Raw genomic sequence first — 20246 nt, forward strand, 5'->3', positions numbered from 1 at the left:
TGGACGCAGCCGTTGTCCGCACAGAATTAAGCGAAACGGAGGCTTGAGCTGAGCTTCACTGTGGCGGAGCCATAGAACCGTTCACCGCCGGGAGGTGGTCGCGATGTAAAAAAGCCGGCGCAGAACTTGCGTTCTGCACCGGCTGGTGTCGATCAATGATCGCCGGACGTCAGCCCCACACGTGGGCCATAACGTGATGGTGAGACATGTCGGCCTGCTGGGCCGCCGCCACTTCGTGGTGCTCGTGGCTGCTATGATCGTGGTGGTCATGGTGACCGCCGCAATGGCTGGCGCAGCCACCGTTATTGCCGCCCGTTGTGCCGCCGCCGGTCGAACCACCCGTGCCCGTGCCACCACCGGTGGTTCCGCCTCCAGTGGAGCCACCTGCGCCGGTCCCGCCGCCCGCCCCAGTGCCGCCTCCGGCCGGAGGCGTCGTGGCCGTACCGCCGGTGCCATTGGCGATGTTCGGGTTCGCCGTGACCGGGATGGTGCCGTGGGCCGTGCCGTGGATCGAGGTGGCTGCTGACACGGTGGTCGCCGTGCCGACATAGGTCCCGCCATTCACCGGAATGTTGTTGCCGGAGACGTCCATGGCGTCGGCGGCAAAGCCCTGGCCGGCCGCGGCGAGCATCGCCTTGTCGGCCGCGAGTGCCGCGCCGGTGTCGCCGTTGAGGATACCCTGCAAGCCCTTCACCGCGGCTGCGGTATCGGCCTCGAGCGTACCGCTGAGCAGTTCGTTGTCGAAGCGACCCTGGAACACCGCGCCCTGTGCCGCGTCGAAATTGGCGCCGAACTGCTGATAGTTCTGAATCTGTGTGATCAAGGTCTGGCTGGCCTGCGCGCCGCCGGTCGCGATCTTCTGCAAGGTCGCGTTGATGGTGTTGGCCTCGGCCAGGAAGGCGGCCCAGAAATTGGTCTGTGCCTGGTTGTCCTGGAATTTGGTCACGGTGCCGGTGAGCCCGCCCGGATCCTCGGCAAAGCCGCCGGCATGGCCTGCGTTACCATTGCCGCCGGCCGCGATGTTCAAGTTGGCGTCGTTCTGGATGATGTCGATGCTGTCGAGCAGATTGTCGGCGGTGCCGCGCAGCGCAGCCTGGCTGCCATTCGCCTCCGCGGCAGCGTAGTTCTTGAGCTCGAGATTGACCTGGCCCAGCACCGTCTGCAGGTGAATCGTGGTCAGCGCGGCGGCAATCGAGGTTTCGCCTTTCTCGATCTGCGCCAGTTGGGTCTTGTTGTTGAGGATGGTGGTGAGGCCCTGCGACACCGCGGTGAGGTCGGTCGTGATTTCCTGCAGGTTGCCGGAATTGATGCCGCCGGAGGCCAGTTCGACGATTTTGTTGAAGACGACGCCGACGTCCTTGAGGCTGTTGCCGGCTGTCGCCGCGGCAAGGCTCGCCGGATCGTCGGCCCCTGCAGGCGAAGCTTGGAAGGCGACGTCGGTCGCGCCGGTGTTGGCCAAGTACGTCACATTGTTGAGCGCGGTCGTGAGGTGCGCGTCGTTGTGGATCTCCTGCAGGATCTCCTGCTGCACAGCATGAATGGTTTGATTGGCCGCGGCCGCGGTCGTGGCGTTGGTGATCTGCCCCGCCGCGTTGAGCAAGATCCCGAGCTGGGCCTCGACATTGGTGAGGACGGCGGTATCGGTGGCGTTGAGCGCGAAGGTCTTGCCACCGAGCGTGACCTGGCCGGGATTGGCCAGCATCGCGGCGATGTCGGTCTGCACTGCAGTGATGTCAGCTTGATAGCTGCTGAGGAAAGTGGGCGAGTTGCCGCTGCCGGCGAGACTGAACAGGCCGAGCGAGTCACGGACCGCGTCGTTGAAGACGACGCCGGCCTGCACCAGGTCGGTCGAGTGCTGCAGAGCGGATGCGCGCACCAGCAGGTTCGATGTGCCATTGGCGAGCGCGGTCGGACTGAAGTTGATAGGCGTCGGGGTGCCGCCTCCACCGCCGCCGGCCGGAGGCGTCGTCACCGTGCCGCCGGTGCCATTGGCGATGTTCGGGTTTGCCGTGACGGGGATGGTGCCCTGAGCCAGGCCGTGCACCGATGTCGCGGTCGAGACCGTGGTCGCCGAGCCGACATAGGTCGCGCCGCCGATCGCGATGTTGTTGCCGGAGACGTCCATGGCGTCGGCCGCGAAGCCTTGGCCTGCGGCGGCGAGCATCGCCTTGTCGGCGGCAAGCGCCGCGCCGGTGTCGCCATTGAGGATGCCCTGCAGGCCCTTCACCGCGGCTGCGGTATCGGCCTCGAGCGTACCGCTGAGCAGCTCATTGTCGAAGCGGCCCTGGAATACTGCGCCCTGTGCCGCGTCGAATTTGGCGCCGAACTGCTGATAGTTCTGAATCTGTGTGATCAGGGTCTGGCTGGCCTGTGCGCCGCCGGTCGCGATCTTCTGCAAGGTCGCGTTGATGGTGTTGGCCTCGGCCAGGAAGGCGGCCCAGAAATTGGTCTGTGCCTGGTTGTCCTGGAATTTGGTCACGGTGCCGGTGAGCCCGCCCGGATCCTCGGCAAAGCCGCCGGCATGGCCTGCGTTACCATTGCCGCCGGCCGCGATGTTCAAGTTGGCGTCGTTCTGGATGATGTCGATGCTGTCGAGCAGATTGTCGGCGGTGCCGCGCAGCGCAGCCTGGCTGCCATTCGCCTCCGCGGCAGCGTAGTTCTTGAGCTCGAGATTGACCTGGCCCAGCACCGTCTGCAGGTGAATCGTGGTCAGCGCGGCGGCAATCGAGGTTTCGCCTTTCTCGATCTGCGCCAGTTGGGTCTTGTTGTTGAGGATGGTGGTGAGGCCCTGCGACACCGCGGTGAGATCGGTCGTGATCTCCTGCAGGTTGCCGGAATTGATGCCGCCGGAGGCCAGATCGACCACCTTGTTGAACACGACGCCGACGTCCTTGAGGCTGTTGCCGGCTGTCGCCGCGGCGAGGCTGGCCGGATCGTCGGCCCCCGCAGGCGAATTCTGGAACGCGACGTCCATGCCGCCGGTATTGGCGAGGAACGGCACATTGTTGAGCGCGCCGGAGAGATGAGCGTCGTTGTTGATTTCCTGCAGGATCTCCTGCTGAACCGCATGGATCGTCTGATTTGCGGCGGCCACCGTCGCCGCATTGGTGGTCTGTTGTGCAGCAGTGATCAGCGTTCCCAACTGGGCCTGCACGTTGGTGAGAACCGCAGTGTCGGTGGCGTTGAGCGCGAAGGTCTGGCCGCCGAGCGTGATCTGGCCGGGATTGGCCAACATGGCGGCGATGTCGTTCTGCACCGCATGGATGTCGGTCGTGTAGACGCCGAGGAATGGGTTTTGGTTGCCGCTGCCGGCTTGAGTGAACAAGCCCAATGAGGCGCGGGCCGCGTCGTTGAAGACGACGCCGGCCTGCACAAGGTCGGTCGAGAGGTTGAGCGCGGACGCGCGTACCAGCAAATTCGACGTTCCGTTCGCCAGCGCGGTTGGGTTGAAGGTATTATTCGCCATTATGAATCTCCCCGAGTTCACGCCGGCTCGTGCCTGGTCCTGGTACGTGTGACAGGCAGCCGAAGTGAGTAGAACGAACGCCCCGCAGCCGGCTCGACAGGACTAGGTGTCCCGCGTGCCAGGTGCGAATTATTCGCTCTATTGGGGCCAAAAGAAGCGTGGCGAAGTTCGCAACTATGTTGTTGTTCGGGCGGTTTCCGATTGTTGCCGTTCAGCGACGGATTGTTGCCAAGTCGTTGATCTCGTAGGTGTCATCCGAAGCACAGTCTGGGTCGATTCGACGGGCGTTGCATGTTGCAGCCCAGATGTCGCCCCGATTTTTCACTTGGTCTCGAGGAGGCCAGTGCAGAACGTCATTCTGCACTGGCCGCTCGCTCTCTGATCGTACTCGGAGGTGAGTAGCGGATCAGCCCCACATATGGACCATTGCGTGGTGATGCGCGGCGCTGGTGGCATGACTAGCAGCCGTGTTCGCTGAAGCGGCCGCCGTGTGGCTGTGGTGGGAATGGTGGCTGTGATGGCTCGCCGCTGTCCCATGATTGGCCGCCGTCGTACCGCCGCCCGTCGAGGTCGTAGTCCCGCCGCCAGCGGCCGTCGTGCCGCCGCCGGCTGACGTGGTGCCGCCAGCGGCCGCTCCACCGGCGCCTGCCGCACCACCTGCTGCGGCAGGCGTTCCTCCGGCCCCAGCCGCCGTCGTACCGGCTGCCGCCGTGCCGCCGGTGCCGTTGGCGATGTTGGGAGTCGCGGTCACCGGGATGGTGCCGTGGGCGAGGCCATGGACCGAGGTTGCCGCCGAGACTGTGGTCGCGGTGCCGACATAGGTCGCACCGCCGACCGCGATGTTGTTGCCGGAGACGTCCATGGCGTCGGCAGCAAAACCCTGGCCGGCTGCTGCGACCATCGCCTTGTCAGCCGCAAGCGCAGCTCCGGTGTCGCCGTTGAGGATGCCCTGCAGCCCCTTCAACGCGTTCGCCGTATCGGCCTCGAGCGTGCCGCTGAGCAGCTCATTGTCGAAGCGGGCCTGGAAGACCGCGCCCTGCGCGGCGTCGAAGGCGGCGCCGAAGTGCTGATAGTTCTGGATCTGGGTGACCAGGGTCTGGCTGGCCTGCGCGCCGCCGGTCGCGATCTTCTGCAAGGTCGCGTTGATGGTGTTGGCTTCGGCCAGGAAGGCAGCCCAGAAATTGGTCTGCACCTGGTTGTCCTGGAACTTGGTCACGGTGCCGGTCAGTCCGCCCGGATCCTCGGCGAACCCTCCAGCATGACCTGCTGTTCCATTGCCTCCAGCTGCGGTGTTCAAATTCGCATCGTTCTGAATGATGTCGATAATGTCGAGCAGGTTGTCGGCGGTGCCGCGAAGTGCCGTCTGATTGCCGGCGGCGGCAGCGCCGTCATAGTTGTTCAGTTGCAGGTTGATCTGTCCGAGCGCCGTCTGGAGATGGATCGTGGTCAGCGCAGCCGCGTTGGCGGTCTCGCCTTTTTCGATCTGGGCCAGCATGGTCTTGTTGTTGAGGATGTTGGTGAGGCCCTGCGACACCGCGGTGAAATCGTTGGTGATCTCCTGCAGGTTGCCTGCATTGATGCCGCCAGCCGCCGCCGCTTCCGCCGCGTTGAACACCGCGCCGACCGCCTTGAGGCTCGTGCCCGCCGTCGCCGCAGCCAGCGAGGCGGGATCGTCGGCGCCTGCGGGAACGTTCTGGAACGCAACGTCGGTGGCCCCGGTCGTGGCCATGAACGTCACCTTGTTCAGCGCAGCCGACAGGTGCGCGTCGTTGTTGATCTCGCCGAGGATCTGGCTCTGCACGGCGTGGATGGTCTGCTCGGCGGTCGCCAAGGTCGCGGCATTGGTGATGCCTGCCGCCGCCGTAATCAGCGAGCCCAGCTGGGCCTGGACATTGGTGAGAACCGCAGTGTCCGTGGTGTTGAGCGTAAAGGTCTGGCCGCCGAGCGTGACCTGGCCAGGATTGGCCAGCATCGCAGCGATGTCGTTCTGCACCGCGTGGATGTCGGTCGTGTAGCTGCCGAGGAACGGATTCTGGTTGCCGCTCCCGGCCAGGCTGAACAGGCCCTGCGAAATGCGGACAGCATCGTTGAAGACGACACCTGCCTGCACCAGGTCGGTGGACTGGTTGAGCGCGTCTGCGCGCACCAGCAGGTTCGACGTGCCGTTCGCCAGCGCGGTCGGATTGAACGTATTATTTGCCATTGATCATCTCCTCGAGTGGTCTCGCTCTTGGACCGACAGGCGGCAGCATGTGTCAGACTGTCGCAATACCGCGTCAAACTGTCGCGGATGAACTAATTGCCGCAATGGGGCCGAAACAAGCAGGGAGCGGTCCGCAATTATGATGTTGTTCGGGCAGATTGGGACCGTCGTGGCCGAGGGGCCGCCGTGACGTCACAATGATGTTCAGGCCGGATCGCGTTGCGGCGAGCTTTGCGCGGCGTGCGCCACCAGAACATCGGCCAATCGCGCCTGGCCCCAGGCCAGATCGCGCTGCAGGTCGGGGTGGTGCGGCGCCGAAGCCATGAGGTGCTGGACCAGACCGAGGCTGCGCCGGTACTGATCAGCCGCGCCCGCATGATCGCCCAAGGCGGTCAGCACCGCCGCAATTCGATTCCAGCTCACCGCCTGGTCGCGCAGGAGAGGAATGTTATCCGGCTCGGCTGTGGCGAGGCGCTGCATGATCGCGGCTGCTGCCTGATAGTCGCGCAGCGCGGACGCGTGATCGCGTTTTCCGGCCGCGTGGTCACCGGCACGGACATGGCTTGCGGCCAAATCACGGAGCGCTCCGGCGCGGGGCGTGATGCCCACCGCCATGCCTCCGCGAGGAATTCCGATCGGGGCCGGCGCGGGCAGGGCGGCCACCGTAAACGCCTCGTCGATCGGCGGCGCGAGGGCACCGGCTGTGCCGTGACCGAAGCCCGGAATCCGCGCCAGCGCCGCCTTGACCTGATCCGCGGTGATCAGGCGCGTGCACTCGAACTGACGCGGCGTATCCCGGTGACGCGGGCACCACAGGAAGTCGCCATGGTCGAAACGGTGGCGTACGTCGTTCCAGCAGCTGTTGCAGGCGTGATAGTTGATAACGCGATAGGGCGTGGCGAATTCGTTGACCGGATGGGTGAAGCCGCTGATCATCACGACCGGCGTACCCGCCGCCCACGCAAGCCAAGACAGCCCGCTGGACAGGCCAACGAAGGCCGCGGCGTGCTTGAGCCAGCGCGCGCGCTCCTGCAACGGCCGGTCGCCGGTCTCGTCCGCGGCGCCCTCGGGAATTTCGGTCCATACCATGCCGCGGCCGTGCCTCGGCTTCTGGTCGATGCAGACGACGCGGTAGCCGAGCGCCTTGATGTAGTCGACGATCTCGGGCCAGCCGTGAGGATTATTCCAATATTTGCATTGCGTCGTGGCCTGCACACCGATGCAGACATAGGGATCGGCGATCGGCCGTCCGGCGTCTGCAAGCGCGATGCGCGGCGGCTGCTCGGCGGGATCGACACCGAGAATATAGGCGGCGGTCCGGTGCAGTCCGACCTGGCGAAAGTCTGAAGGTTGATACGCCTGCTCATGGTCATCGAAGAACAGCGCGACGCTGTAGGTCGCGTAGAAGCGCGCTGGCTCGACGTCGACGTGAGAGACGAAGCGGACGTCAGGATAGGCGCCGCGGAAAAGAGGAATCAGCGGTTCGCCAAGGGCGCAGGTGAGCCGGCACCGATGCAGCTCCTTGAACCTCATCGCATAGGAAAGCCAGCCGATGATGTCGCCGATCGTGCCGACCGGAAACTGGATGAGGACGTCGCGATCAGCTGCATGGTAGTCGTGGCAGAGCACCGGTTCGTTGCCGCTCCAGACCTCGAGCCGGAAACGGACGAAGTAGCGCTTGGCGCTGTTGACATGGCCCGATCGCAGCTCGACTTCGTACAGCAGGTTGCCGGTGTCGAGATCACTCAGGCGAACGCGCCAGGGCCGGCCGGTCTCGGGCAGCATGACGCGGCAGCCATCGTTGAAATCATAGCGCAGACCCATCGGCCCGAGCTGAGTCGGTAACGTCGACGGTCGCGGCAGCCGACGGCTTCCGGCGGGGTTTTCGACTTGGTGCGTGGTCGAAGCATGTATCGGCGTTGCACCGGCGTGGCGCAAGGGCATGTCGGTTGCGCCAGACGGCGCTGGGGCGGAACTCGATGCCGTCCTGAGGCTCACGGCCCGGGCGCGCCTATTCCTCGACGAAGGCGCGACGCCACTGCTCCATGATGGGCTTCATCAGATAGCTCAGCATCGTGCGCTTGCCGGTCTGCAGGAAGACTTCGGTCTGCATGCCCGGGATCAACTGCGCACTGCCCAGGCGATGCCGCTCGTCCTCCGACAAGACGACCCGGACCGTGTAGAAGGTTGAGTTGCTGCGCTGATCCGTCGTGGTGTCCGGCGAGACGAACGAGACCTGTCCTGTGACCTGGGGCGTCGTGCGCTGGTTGAACGCCGAAAATCGAACGAAGGCGTCCTGACCTGTGTGCACATGGTCGATGTCCTTCGGCTGGACATGGGCTTCGACCTGGAGCTCATCGGAGTCGGGAACGACTTCCATGATGGTTTCGCCCGCCTTGATCACGCCGCCGATCGTGTGGATCGAGAGCTGGTGGACGGTGCCCGAGTTCGGCGCTCGGATTTCGATTCGATCGAGCTGGTCGCGCGCGGCCACGCTTTTTTCGATCAGTTCGCCTTCCTTGGCCTGCGTCTCGCCAAGGTCCTTCACCACTTCGGTGCGGAAGTCCTGATCAGTCTTGACGATCTGCAGCTCCGCTTCGTTGATCTTCGATCGGGTCTCGGCGATAGCCGAGGTGAGCTGGCCGCGTTCGCCGTCGATCCGTGCTGCCTCGCGCTGCAGCGTCGTGAGCCTGGTCAACGGCACCAGCCGCTTGTCGTAGAGATCCTGCACCCCGGCCAATTCGCCGTTGATCAGCTCGATCTGCTTGCTCTTGGAGTCCGACTGGGCTTCCATGCCGGTGATCTCTTGATTGAGCTGAGCAATCCGTCCCTGAAGCAGGTCCTTTTGACTTTGCCGCGTGCTGAGACGCGCCTTGAATAGCGCATTCTCGGAGGCGATCACGCTGCGGACATTGGCGTCATCCGTATGAGAGGTCAGCTCCGGCGGATATTCCGGCTGCTCCAATCCGTCGCGTTCGGCGACGAGGCGGGCGATCTTGGCCCGCTGCTCGTTCAATTGTTTCGCGATCGCCTGCTGATTGGCCTGCACCTGCGTCGCGTCCAGCCGCACCAGGAGATCGCCGGCTGCGACATGCTTGCCGTTCTCCACCTTGATGCTCGCAACGATGCCGCCGGTCGGGTGCTGGATCGCCTTGACGTCGGACTGCACGACCAGATTGCCGGGCACAACGACGGCGCCGGCGAGCGGCACCATCGTCAGCCAGCCGCCTCCGAGCGCGCCGGCCACGAGCAGAACCCTCAGTCCGGTACGCAGCTCGTTCTCGAACATATGGCCGACGCGGGGGATCAGCGATTCGTCGGAGCCATCATCGAGCTGGGCCGCAGTGCCTTGACTGGCGATGAAAGTGACGCCTGTGGTGAGCGCCAGACTCGCGGTCCCGACCAGCCGGCCGACCCGCGTCTGCGGTTCGATTAAGGCCGGCACCAGCGCGCCTGCAGGCGGACGTCGGCTGGATTCCGGTGCAAGCTCGATGGTCGGGGCGGTTGCCCTCAAATTCATCGGCAGCGAACCGTCATCCCGCAGGACCGAACGCGGCCGCGACGGAGGCGATATTTCGGGCTCCCGCATCCAGGCTGGCCGCTGCTCGCGCATCGCTTCGGGATGACGCTGCGGGGCACGGGCCGGGCTCAATCCGAACAGCGACAGCGAGATATCGAAGGCCCGCCCCACCTTGCCCTTCTTTCGCTTTGCGAGGCGCTGTGCCGGCTTCTTGCGGCCGCCGCCGGCCGGCGGTGGTCTTCGACCTTTTTTGCTGTCATCGCGGGGAGCGCGCCGACCACGCGGATCGGCCGGCTCTTCGTCGTCGAATGCGCCTCGCAGGCGCTGTAGCTCCAGGATCAGGGCATCGCCCTGGGGACCGACCGTCCGGCTCTGCGGCATGCCGCGCCAATTGGGGTCGTTCTCATCGTACGGACGGAGGTCGTTGACATGTTTCATGCGGGAGCGCCTTCCGCGGTTGCCGCGCGACGAATGGCTCTTGCGTTCGGTGTGGGAGCCGCCTTCGCGACCGCCGGCGGAGCTTGAGCGGGCTTAGCTCCGGCGATGCGGGCGAAGATCTCCTGGCAGGGACCGAAGGCAATGGATTTGCCTTCGTAAAGCACCATCGCCATGTTCAGCACGTTGAGCGCGCTCGGCCGGTGCGAGATCACGATGACGATCGACTGCTTCTGGCGCATGATCGCAATTGCGCGGCTCAGGGCATTTTCGCCGTCGGCGTCCAGGTTCGCATTCGGCTCGTCGAGCACGATCAGGAAGGGGTCGCCGAACACCGCTCGGGCAAGCCCGATGCGCTGACGCTGCCCGGCAGACAACGACATGCCGCCCTGACCGATTCGGGTCGAATAACCTTCGGGCAGCCGCAGGATGATCTCGTGTACGCCGGCGATCTGAGCCGCATGCAGGATCGCATCGGAGCTCGCATCGTCGTCGAAGCGGCAGATATTGTCCGCCACGGTGCCGTCGAACAATGCGACGTCCTGCGGCAGATAGCCCACGTGGCGGCCGAGATCCTCGTTGCTCCATTGATCGAGCGCGGCGCCGTCGAGGCGCACCACGCCGTGCTGTGCGGGCCAGATTCCGACCAGCGCTTTCGACAGCGAGGTCTTACCCGATGCGCTCGCGCCAAGCAGGGCAAGTCCGGTGCCGGCCTTGATCGAGAACGAGATGTTCGAGACGATCGGTCGGTCCTGGCCGGGCGCCGTGACCGCAAGTTCCTGCACTGCGAGCTCGCGGCAGGGTCTTGGCAGCGCTACCGGCGGAGCCGGGGGTTTGGCAGTCGCCTTGCAGATGTCGCGCAGCCGAAGGATGCCCTGGCGCGCGGCGACCAGTTGCTTCCAGCTGCCGAGCGCGACTTCGACCGGGGCCAGCGCACGCCCCATCAGGATCGAGGAGGCCATCATGACGCCGCCCGAGGCCTGCTCGGACACGACGAGAGCAGCGCCAATGCCGAGCATGCCGGATTGCAGGATGAAGCGGAGCACCTTCGCGGCGGAGCCGAGATTGGCATATACGTCGCTGGAGCGGATGTTCTCTTTCAGGTAGCGCTCGTTGACGTCGGTCCAACGGGCCGAGAATCGCTGCATCATGCCCAGCGCGCGGATCACCTCGGCGTTGCGCTGCATCGCATCCGCCAGCACCTGACGCGCTGCGCTGGTCTCGCTCGCCGATTTGCTGGCGCGGCGCGACAGCCGCTCGGTCACGACCGTCATCGAGATGATGGCCGCGGTGCCGATCATGGCCGTGACGCCGATCAGCGGATGAAACATGAACAGTCCGATCAGGAAGATCGGAATCCAGGGCATGTCGAGAAACGCGGTCGGTCCCATGCTCGACATGAAGGCACGCAACTGATCGAGATCGCGTAGCGGCTGCTGCATCAGCATCGGCTTGGTGCCGCGCAAAGGCAGGGTTGCGAGCGCATGATGGATCGCATCCTGCAGGCCGGCATCGAACATTGTCGCCACCCGGCACAGCATGCGCGCACGCAGCGCGTCGAAATAGCCTTGGATCACGTAAGCGGTCAGAATCATGACCGACAGGCCGGCCAGCGTCGCCAGATTCTTGCTTGGGATGACGCGGTCATAGACCTGCATCATATAAACGGAGCCGGAGAGCATCAGGATGTTGATGACGCCGCTGAATACGCCGATGCCTGCCATCCGCCGTGCGGCTTGCCGCAGCCCGCGCGTCACGGGATCATCTCCCGCCGCAAGAAGGTCCGTTAAGCCTGCCGTCGCTCGTGTTCGCGGACGGTCTTGAGCGACACTCATTCGGTCGCGCCCTCTCCACATGTCGTCGGGATAATGATCGATCAGGCTTTGGTGACAGCCGATGCAGACGATTTTCCGGCAACAATGGGACGAGGGGAGATTTCTGTTGGAAAAACGAATGCGCGTCGGTCCTAAAAACGTAGTCGGGACGACGACAACAACGCAGTGCAAAAAAAAATTCAGACGATGCGAGAGAAATTTGGCAGCGACAAATTTCGAAGGTCGCACAGAGAGTTCGGCCGTGCTCGCCGTGCGGCCGAACCGACGGCGTCATAGTTTCGTCCGTCTATCACCTTGCTTCTGCACGCATTGGTCGCTGTGCGGGCCGAATGACGCCATGAAGCCAAATAAATCTTCGTGAAATGCAATGGACGCGCCGATCACTTCTTGGTTTTCGGTATCCGGGGATAGAAGCAGATCATGAGCATGACGATGAGGACGAAGCGGAGTGGGGTGCAATCCGACTGAGACGCTCGCAAAACTATATCTACGCCGTCCGCCGCGGCACCGGCTCGCTCGTGCCGTGTTGGAACGATGTAGACGGGGAATACGCTAAGGGGAAGCGTATCGGTGCGACGCCGTACTGCGACGCCGTTCGCACCATTGTTGATAGACCCGAACACCGACGCATGACGGTGAACGAATGCGCCGTCAGGGGCTGTCCGGTCGTTTACGAGGCGATGTCCTCGCGACGGCAGAGTAGAAAGCTCGCTTGCCAGAACAGGCATCTGGGGGACGAATTGCTGAACGATATGATGATCGACCGGATCGGTGCGGAGCTCGACGCATACGGATGTTCGAAGCGCGGCTACGCGCGTCGCGTTCGTCTGCGGAGCAGGAGCGATGGCGCTCGACGCCCGGCCGGTTCTGCAATCTGCATGTGCGCGGGTCCGCGAGGAGACGGCCGCGCATGAGGGTCCGCAAGACAGACTACGGAACGATCATCCTGCACTGGCTGCTGGTCGGGGCAACCGTGGTCGATTTCACCACCGGGCTGCGCATGGCCACAGAAGCGCCAAGTCACGCCTGGATCTCCGAGCATCTGGATTGGGCCTTGCCACGCCAACATACCTGGACGTGGCACATGCCGGCCGGCGTGATGCTGGCGAGCGTGGCGATCGCCTACATGATCTATATCGCCAAATCCGGCCTCGGCCGGCGTGTGGCCGTCGACAAGATGCGGATCAAGGGCCTGATGGGCCGAAGGCCAGCGCGTCTTGGCTCCATCAGCGTGTTCCTGCATTGGGTGCTGTTCATCACCATGGCCGCATTGATCGTGACCGGCGGCTTGTTGTTCTTCGGTATCGAGTCGGGATACGTGACCATGATGATTCACTGGTATGCGACTTGGGTCGTGCCTGCGTTCATTCTCCTGCACATCCTCGTTCACTACGGCATCGGCGGGGCATCACAGTTGTACCGGGTATTCCGGCCACAGGCGCTGCCGCCGCCGCCGCCGCGTCTCGACCCGGTTGAGTTGCTGACCATGCTGGTCGAGCAATCCGAGCGACTCGAGGAAAGCGAGGCCCCGATCAAGGTCTCTCCGGCGGCTCCGGCCATGAGATCGGCCCGCGAACAGATGCCCGCAAGTCGTTCGGAGGATTTGGTTCGCGGCCGCGTGGACGCGCGCAATGGCGCGGTGCGTCCGCGGTCGGCGGCGCCGCCGACGAGTGGCGGCAGGGGCAACGTCAAGGGCAATACGAAGGGCAATGCACGGCGGCGCAATCCGACCTTCCAGGCGAATCCGTTCGTGGTCGCTGCGGCGGTCGCGATTTTTGCGGGGTGGGCGATGGTCGCCGCCGACTACTATGCCGAAGATTCGGTCACGGTTCACCGGATCGAGAACGCGGATGCGCCGACGCTCGACGGCGATACCTCGGACCGGGTCTGGCGCAATATCCAGCCGCACATGGTCACCACCAACCAGGGCGACAATTTCGACGGCACCGGCGAGTCCAAGGTCTGGATCAAGGCCGCGCATGACGACAGCTGGGTCTATTTCCTCGTGATCTGGGAGGATCCGACCCGTTCGCTGAAGCAGCTGCCGCTGATCAAGCGCGCCGATGGTTGGCATCTGCTGCACAACGGCTATGAGAAGGGCGACGAGAACGACTACAACGAGGACAAGTTCTCGCTCTTGTTCACGACATTGCCGATCACGCTTGCGGCTGACCGCACCTTCCACATGAGCTCACAGCCGATGCCGGACAAGCCGGCAACGCTGTCCGGACGTGGCATCCACTATACGCCCGCGCCGAACCTCTATGCTGATGCGTGGGAGTGGAAGGCGACGAGCGGCGGTCCGACGGGTTGGATGGATGACGATCATTTCGGTCCGCCGGCCGAACCGACTCCAGAGCAGGTCAAGGGTCTCGCGCCCTACAAGGGGGGCTTCGGCGCGGACCCTGGCAACGCCAACTATTCCGACAACTTCGTCATCGATCGCGACGCAGAGATGCTCGGCAATCGTGGTGTCAGGCCGAAGCGGCTGCCGAAGGACGTTACTGCGATGAAGGCCGCCATGGGCGAGATCAATCTCGATCCCAACATCGGCGAGAGCGATGGGGCGCGATGGTTCATGACGGAGGCCGAATCGGTGCCTTATACGATGGAAGCCGACGCCCAGATACCGGTCGGCACCGTCGTGCCCGGCGTCATCATCAATGGCGACTTTTCCGGGGACCGGGCGGACATTCGCTGTGCTGCACGTTGGGCATCGGGCCACTGGACGCTCGAAATTGCCCGCAAAATGGACACACACAGCAAGTACGACGTTCCGATCAAGAACGGCGTGTTTATGCGAGTCGCTGCGTTCGATCACACCCAGATCCGACATACGCGGCAGATCCGGCCAATGCGACTAGAGGTGGAGTGATGGGGAAGATTTGCAAGGTTCAGTTCAACAAGGAGACATTCTACGCCAATGTGGGCGATCTCCTGCTTGACAGCGCGATCTCCAGCGGCGTCGAACTTCCCCATGATTGCCGCAGCGGCATCTGCGGCTCCTGCAAGGTACGCGTCGTCGACGGCAAGCTGTTCGGGGGCACCGAAGGCGACATGGCGCATGCCTGCCAGGCCCGTGTCGTGTCAGACCTCAAGATCGTGACCGAACCGGTGCCGGACACCGTGACGATGTCGACCGAAGTCGGCGATCTCGTCCGGCTCGCGCCTGACGTCATGGGTGTGACGCTGGATCTGCCGAAGCCGCTGCGCCATTTCCCCGGGCAGTACGTCAAGGTGCAGTTCCGCGGCTACCCAGCGCGCTGCTACAGCCCGACCTTTCCGATGGCCGGCGCGCCCGACAATCACCTGCTTTATCTGCACATCCGCAAGCTCAAGGACGGTCTGGTCTCGTCGGCGCTGGGACGTGACATCCAGCCCGGCCATCGGGTCAAGCTGATCGGACCGCTCGGGACCGCGTTCTTCCGCCCGAAGCATCGTGGCCGCATCGTGCTGGTCGCCAGCGGCACCGGGTTCGCGCCGATGTGGTCCATTGCGGTGGCGGCCATCACCGAGAATCCGAAGCGCGATATGGTGTTCATCGTGACGGCGCGCACCCTGCAATCCTTCTACATGCACCAGGCGCTGTGCCGGCTCGCGCGCTTCCCCAACGTCAAGATCATCCCGATCGTCTCCGAACCGCAGAACATCTCGCCGGCACTGCGCACCGGCCGGCCGACCGAGCACATGCCGGACCTGACGCCGAACGACGTGGTCTATACTTGTGGCGCGCCAGCGATGACCGATGCGGTGGCGAAAATCGCCCGCGCTGCGGGCGCGCGCTGCCATTGCGATCCGTTCGTCTCGTCGGCGCAGCCGTCCGAGCAAGGAGGCAATCTCATGGGCCGCCTTGCCGGTTGGCTGGACAGCCAGCGCGGCCGCCCCTCGATGTTGCAGGCAGCGGAATAAGGCAAAGGATTGGGCGGCGACGGCGGTTTGACGCCGTCAGCCGGCCACGAATGCGAGCAGCGTGCCATTGGCCGCAGCAGGCGGGACGCAGATGGCTATGCCGCTATGGACGCCGCTTGACCCCAGCGCCGCTTCGGTCAAGGCCAGATCGCTCGATCCGATCACCAGGCCAGCACCGCCATGCTCTGGCAATCCAGCCAGCGAGACGGCCGGATAGCGGCTCGCCAATTGATCCCTGGTCAGAAAAGCAAAGTCCGCTCGGCTCCCGCCGGACGCCACCGTGACCACACCGTCGGTGTCGGCACGTCCTTCGCGGTCGATCAGGCGTGACAGATGCGCAGCGTCTCGGGCCGGCGCCGGCGTTACGATCAGCACCTGCTTCAGGCACCTGGCTGCGTTGGCGTGCCGCATCAACTCTGGGATCCAGACGGTCTCGCGGGTCTTATGCTGGCACGCGAAGATGCGCAGGCCGCCGGGCGCTTCCGTCAGCGGCCAATGAAAGACGCGGAATTTCGCGGCCGAGAGGCTGCCGTCGGGCATCGGCACCGGACGCTCGAAATCGGTCGGGCCGATCGGCTCAAAGCCGCGGGCCCTGATCTCCTCGGCTCCCTCAGCCGCATCGACCGCAGTGAAGGCGATCCGCTCGATGCCTTCGCCGCGCCGCGCCAGGAAGTTTCGCGTCGCCACGTTGTGATCGGTTTCTGTCAAGACCCCGAGCAACTCGATATAATCGGGGTCGAGCATGATCGTGTAATTGCCCGTGCCCATCTTGGCGCTGTGAGTGCCGCGCGGAGAGAGCGTGAAGCCGAGCCGCCGCCAGCACTCCGCTGCCGCGTCCAGTCCTGTGACCGCGACGACGGCATGATCTATACCGATGATGTTCTTGAGGGCCACGTGTTGCTCTCCCGAGCTTCCGACTGTCACGGTCAGATAGGCTGATCTGACGTGGCGGGCAATAGGCGCGGCCAGCTTGGTGCTGAATGATCCTCGATCCCGTTCGCATTGTGCGGGACTGGAAAGTTCATCCGATCGGAAAGCGTAGCACAAATGCGACGCCTTGCTCGGTCGGTTCGAGTGCAATCGTGCCGCGATGGCTGGTCATGATGGCGCGCACGATCGCGAGACCCATGCCGGTGCCGCCGCTATCGCGGCGCGTGGTGAAGAAGGCGTCGAAAATCCGGTCGCGGTTCTGCGGCGAGATCGGCTCACCGTCATTGCTGACGTTGAGCACGAGCATGTCCCCGTCACGGTGCGCCTCCAGCAAGATGTTACGAGCCTGATGGCGACAAGCGTTGTCGGCGAGATGCGACAGCGCGATCAAAGCAGTCTCCGCCGACATCGCAATCACGGATTCGAATGAGCCCCGCATCGTGATGTTCGGCGCACTGAAGCGCTCGCGCAATTTGCTGATCACCGACACCAGATCCACACGCTCGTGCTGCGGGGTGATTTCGGCGCGAGCGAGCTCGCGCAGGCGCTGGGTCATGGCCTCCAGCCGCTCGGCATCGCCGAGAATGTTGCCCAGGAATTTCTCCTGCTCGATGCGGGTCAGAGGGTTGGAAAGGGTACCCAGCGAATCCAGCAGCAATTCGGCGGCTCCTTTTATCGAGGTCAGCGGTGATTTCAGCTCGTGGGTCAGGTGGGCGGAGAAGCTCGCGATGTGATCGGAGCGTCGCGCCAGCTGCTCGGCCATCGCGAAGAACTGCCTCGATAGCTCGGCGAAATCGCGCGTGCCGTAGTGAGCAAGCGGACGGAAACCCTCGGGGTCGCCGCGACCGATTCGTCCGGCGCGCTCGATCAGCTCATGCATCGGATGGGTGATCGTGCGCGCCACGATGAAGCCGATCAACAATGTCGTCAGCGCGACAGCGGAGCCAGCCGCGATGAACTTGCCGCGCTCCTGATACAGGTGCTCGAAGATGTTGCGCGGCGTGCGCGAGGTGTAGATGACGCCGGCCACGTGGTTATCGACGATGATCGGCATCGCAGAGAAGACGTGGACGCCGACGCCGCGGCTCAGCGAATAGATCGGCGGCGGCGCCTTGTCGGGCTTGCGAATGCGCAGCGCGGCCTTGTATTGCCCCTCCAATGCGGTCGCGACTTCCTCGATATGGGCCAGCGACTGGCCGACCTCATCGCGGCCCGCAATCACCACCCCATGCGGATCGAGAATGCGGAAGCCGGCCAGCGTGACCTTCTGAGTCTCCAGCAGGATCGGCATCAGCCGGGCGCCGATCGCGACATAGGCGGGATCGGCGGGGTGGGCGGCCGGACGCGCATCCGGTCGCCGCACGAACAGGTCGTCGGCGGCCAGATCGAGCAGTGGCCGGATCGGCGTAACCGCATCTGGGGGATCGGGACGCAAGTCAGGCGGAATCTCCGCGCCGAGCGGAATTCCGGCGCCGAGCCGCGCAGTCACTTCCTCGGCGTAGAGCGCGGCGAGAACACGGCTTTGGGCGATCAACTCGGCCTGGGTCTGGCGTATCAGCTGGTTGTCGTAGATACGGAAGAAGAACAGGCCGACCAAGGGCAGGGTGGCGACGAGCGCTAGCACTCCGAAGACGATCTGGCGCAGCGAGGGCCGCCACTTGCGGCGGGGTGCGATCATGCCGGGCCGCCGCAGCGGCCGAGCCGGAAGCCGACCCCATGGACCGTCTCGATCACATCGTCGCATTCGGCAGCTGCAAGCTTGGCTCTGATGTTGCGGATATGGCTGTCGATGGTCCGGTCGGAGACCTGAATATTCATCTGATAGGCCGTCGCCATGATCTGCTCGCGGCTGAATACGACGGTTGGACGGCTCAGGAACGCCCGCAGAATGCCGAACTCGAGCGCAGTCAGGCGCAGTGGCATCTCACCGAAATGCGCGGCGTGCTGCGCTGGGTCGAGGCGAAGCCTGCCATGATGCAGTTCGACCGGATCCGCGCGGTCAAGTCTACGCGACGTTGCCCGCCGCAAGATCACATTGACGCGCGCGACCAGTTCGCGCGGGCTGAATGGCTTGGTGACGTAGTCGTCGCCGCCGATCTCGAGTCCTAAGATGCGGTCGATCTCCTCGTCGCGCGCCGACAGGAACAAGATCGGCAGGTCTGAGTTGCGGCGAATTCGCCGGCAAACTTCGAGCCCGTCGAACTCGGGCATGCCGACGTCGAGTACGATCAGATCGGGCCGGTCGCGCTCGAAGCGGGCGAGGGCCGCCTTGCCGTCGGCTGCCTCGGTTACGTCCATGCCGGCCTTGCTGAGCGCAACCCGGATCACCTCGCGGATATGCGGGTCGTCGTCGACGACGAGAATACGATGGGTCATGGTAGCCTGCGTGCAAACAAAATCAGCTCGGCGGAGACGGTACCGGATGAGTGTTGAGATAATGCTGCAGGCGCCAGCCGCGGAAGCTCCAGGTTCGCCAGGATGCCATGTCGCTGGCCTGTGCCTGCAGCAGCCGGTCGCGACACGCCGAAAGATGGGATTCGGATAGGTGGGATGCGATGGCCCGATCGATGGCAGGGAGCGCCTGGGGACCGAGGCTCGCGAGATAAGATACATCGAGCATCACTCCCTTGCCGCCCGCGTCCCGGCTGTGGGTCACATTGTAGCCGGCAATGATGGCATCGAAATTGGTCAGCGCGCATACATAGAGAGTCGCGGCCACGGCCAGCAGGTTCATCTGGAGAAGCCAGCGATGAGAGCGATTCATCGTGATCCGCAGTGTGATCAAGATCAGGCCGAGAGCGACGAGACCCATCCAGAGTAGGGCCGCGATGCGCCAATAGGTCAAGAGGTAGCTGTCGACATAGAGCTTGAGCCGCAGCATCGAGGATATGACGAGCAGCAGGTTTTGGCTGACCCAGAGATAGAGCAGGACGCGCGCCGAGAGCGATTGCGGCTTGGTGTCGTTCGGACGGATCGCGAGGACGACGAAGGATGCGGCGAGCAAAGCCGTGAAGACCAGCGGATAGGCGCCGCGATGTGCATAGCTTGCATAGGTCAGCCCGTCCGGCAGTTGTACTCCTCCCCAGAGATAGACGAGATCAGTTGCGCTCTGGACGGCGAACAGCAGGTTGAACAGGAGCAGCGAGTGCAACACGGTGCCCGGTCCCAGGAGAGCGGCCTGCGCCGTCGCGATCGATCCCTGTGATGCTGCCGCAGCGGGCGCGAAGCCGGTAGGGCGCACCGCCTTCGGGCGCCATCGGAGATGGATGAAGGGCCAGATCAGCGACAGCATCGCAAGCCAGAACAGTACGTGGATCTGATCGAAATCCGCAGCCACTCTGTGAGGCCTCAGCATGTCCACCCATTGCTCTATCAACGGGTTGGCCTCTGCGAAGAGAGCCAGAAACACCAGCCCGAATGCAACGGGTACGCACCATCCGAGAATGGAGCGGGATAACCCGGGGGCACGCATGGCCGCCAAGATATCTGGGCCAAGTCTGAACGGGCCAATCAGCAGGAACTGACGGAACGCCGTGAGCGGCGCCCTCGAGCCGACGATCGCCGGATTGGTCCATAGTGCGATACTGCTGATCGTCCCAAGCAACAGGAACAGGAACGAGAGCGTGCTCAGCTGCTCGACGGCGGGCAACACGCTCGCAACGAAGATGATGCTCGCCGCGACTGCGCGCTTTCGATCGAGCTGGGCCCGGTTGGTAATGAGCGAGGCCGCGACCAGTGCGATCGTAAAGACGGTCAACGACAGTCCGATCCGTTGATCATAGAACAGTGCATCGGCGAGTGCGGCGAGGCCAATGGCGATCGTGAACTTGAGCGCAAAATTCTGTTGCGGTGTATTCTCCACGGCCGGCGCGGCAAAACCTGTCATCTGTGGTCCTCGCATGAGTCATCGTTCGGCCAGCTGTCGGCTGGCGAGATGAACCTTGACGC

Annotated in this window: 11 protein-coding genes; 2 read left to right on the forward strand and 9 right to left on the reverse strand. The window is 64.0% G+C overall.

The window, feature by feature from the left end; genetic code table 11:
- Window positions 1-169: 169 nt before the first annotated feature.
- The 5 genes from QXZ85_RS19010 to QXZ85_RS19030 form a co-directional block, all read right to left on the reverse strand.
- Window positions 170-3466: a hypothetical protein gene (locus QXZ85_RS19010; RefSeq protein WP_315764182.1), complete on the reverse strand. Its 3297-nt coding sequence runs from the start codon at window positions 3464-3466 to the stop codon at window positions 170-172.
- 406 nt (window positions 3467-3872) lie between these two features.
- On the reverse strand, window positions 3873-5669 hold the full coding sequence (locus QXZ85_RS19015) for a hypothetical protein (protein WP_315764184.1): 1797 nt from the start codon (window positions 5667-5669) through the stop codon (window positions 3873-3875).
- A gap of 204 nt (window positions 5670-5873) precedes the next feature.
- Window positions 5874-7613 carry an autotransporter strand-loop-strand O-heptosyltransferase gene (locus tag QXZ85_RS19020; RefSeq protein WP_315764186.1) on the reverse strand — a complete coding sequence of 580 codons (1740 nt, stop codon included), beginning with the start codon at window positions 7611-7613 and terminating at the stop codon, window positions 5874-5876.
- A gap of 67 nt (window positions 7614-7680) precedes the next feature.
- A complete protein-coding gene (locus QXZ85_RS19025) occupies window positions 7681-9627 on the reverse strand; it encodes an HlyD family type I secretion periplasmic adaptor subunit (RefSeq protein WP_315764188.1) in 1947 nt (648 codons plus the stop codon).
- On the reverse strand, window positions 9624-11381 hold the full coding sequence (locus QXZ85_RS19030; RefSeq protein WP_315704067.1) for a type I secretion system permease/ATPase: 1758 nt from the start codon (window positions 11379-11381) through the stop codon (window positions 9624-9626). Before QXZ85_RS19030 ends, QXZ85_RS19025 begins: the two co-directional genes overlap by 4 nt.
- Window positions 11382-12369: 988 nt before the next feature.
- Here QXZ85_RS19030 and QXZ85_RS19035 point away from each other — a divergent pair.
- Both QXZ85_RS19035 and QXZ85_RS19040 read left to right on the forward strand, forming a co-directional pair.
- The gene (locus QXZ85_RS19035) at window positions 12370-14334 is read left to right on the forward strand and encodes an ethylbenzene dehydrogenase-related protein (RefSeq protein WP_316174626.1); all 1965 of its coding nucleotides are present in this window, start codon (window positions 12370-12372) and stop codon (window positions 14332-14334) included.
- Window positions 14334-15368, forward strand: coding sequence for a 2Fe-2S iron-sulfur cluster-binding protein (locus tag QXZ85_RS19040; RefSeq protein WP_315704065.1), 1035 nt, complete (start codon window positions 14334-14336; stop codon window positions 15366-15368). The genes QXZ85_RS19035 and QXZ85_RS19040 overlap by 1 nt, the downstream gene beginning before the upstream one ends.
- Before the next feature lie 36 nt (window positions 15369-15404).
- On the opposite strand, the gene QXZ85_RS19045 is transcribed toward QXZ85_RS19040, so the two are convergent.
- From QXZ85_RS19045 to QXZ85_RS19060, 4 genes are all read right to left on the reverse strand, one after another.
- On the reverse strand, window positions 15405-16262 hold the full coding sequence (locus QXZ85_RS19045; protein WP_315764194.1) for a VOC family protein: 858 nt from the start codon (window positions 16260-16262) through the stop codon (window positions 15405-15407).
- Between the two features lie 127 nt (window positions 16263-16389).
- On the reverse strand, window positions 16390-17976 hold the full coding sequence (locus QXZ85_RS19050; RefSeq protein WP_315742241.1) for a sensor histidine kinase: 1587 nt from the start codon (window positions 17974-17976) through the stop codon (window positions 16390-16392).
- Complete coding sequence (locus QXZ85_RS19055; RefSeq protein WP_315704062.1) at window positions 17973-18674, reverse strand: response regulator transcription factor; 702 nt, start codon at window positions 18672-18674, stop codon at window positions 17973-17975. The genes QXZ85_RS19050 and QXZ85_RS19055 overlap by 4 nt, the downstream gene beginning before the upstream one ends.
- Window positions 18675-18696: 22 nt before the next feature.
- Entirely contained in the window at window positions 18697-20184 is a 1488-nt protein-coding gene (locus QXZ85_RS19060; protein WP_316174629.1) for a DUF4173 domain-containing protein, read from the reverse strand.
- Window positions 20185-20246 lie beyond the last annotated feature (62 nt).

Source organism: Bradyrhizobium sp. SZCCHNGR1005, from assembly GCF_032489995.1.
Lineage (GTDB): Bacteria > Pseudomonadota > Alphaproteobacteria > Rhizobiales > Xanthobacteraceae > Bradyrhizobium.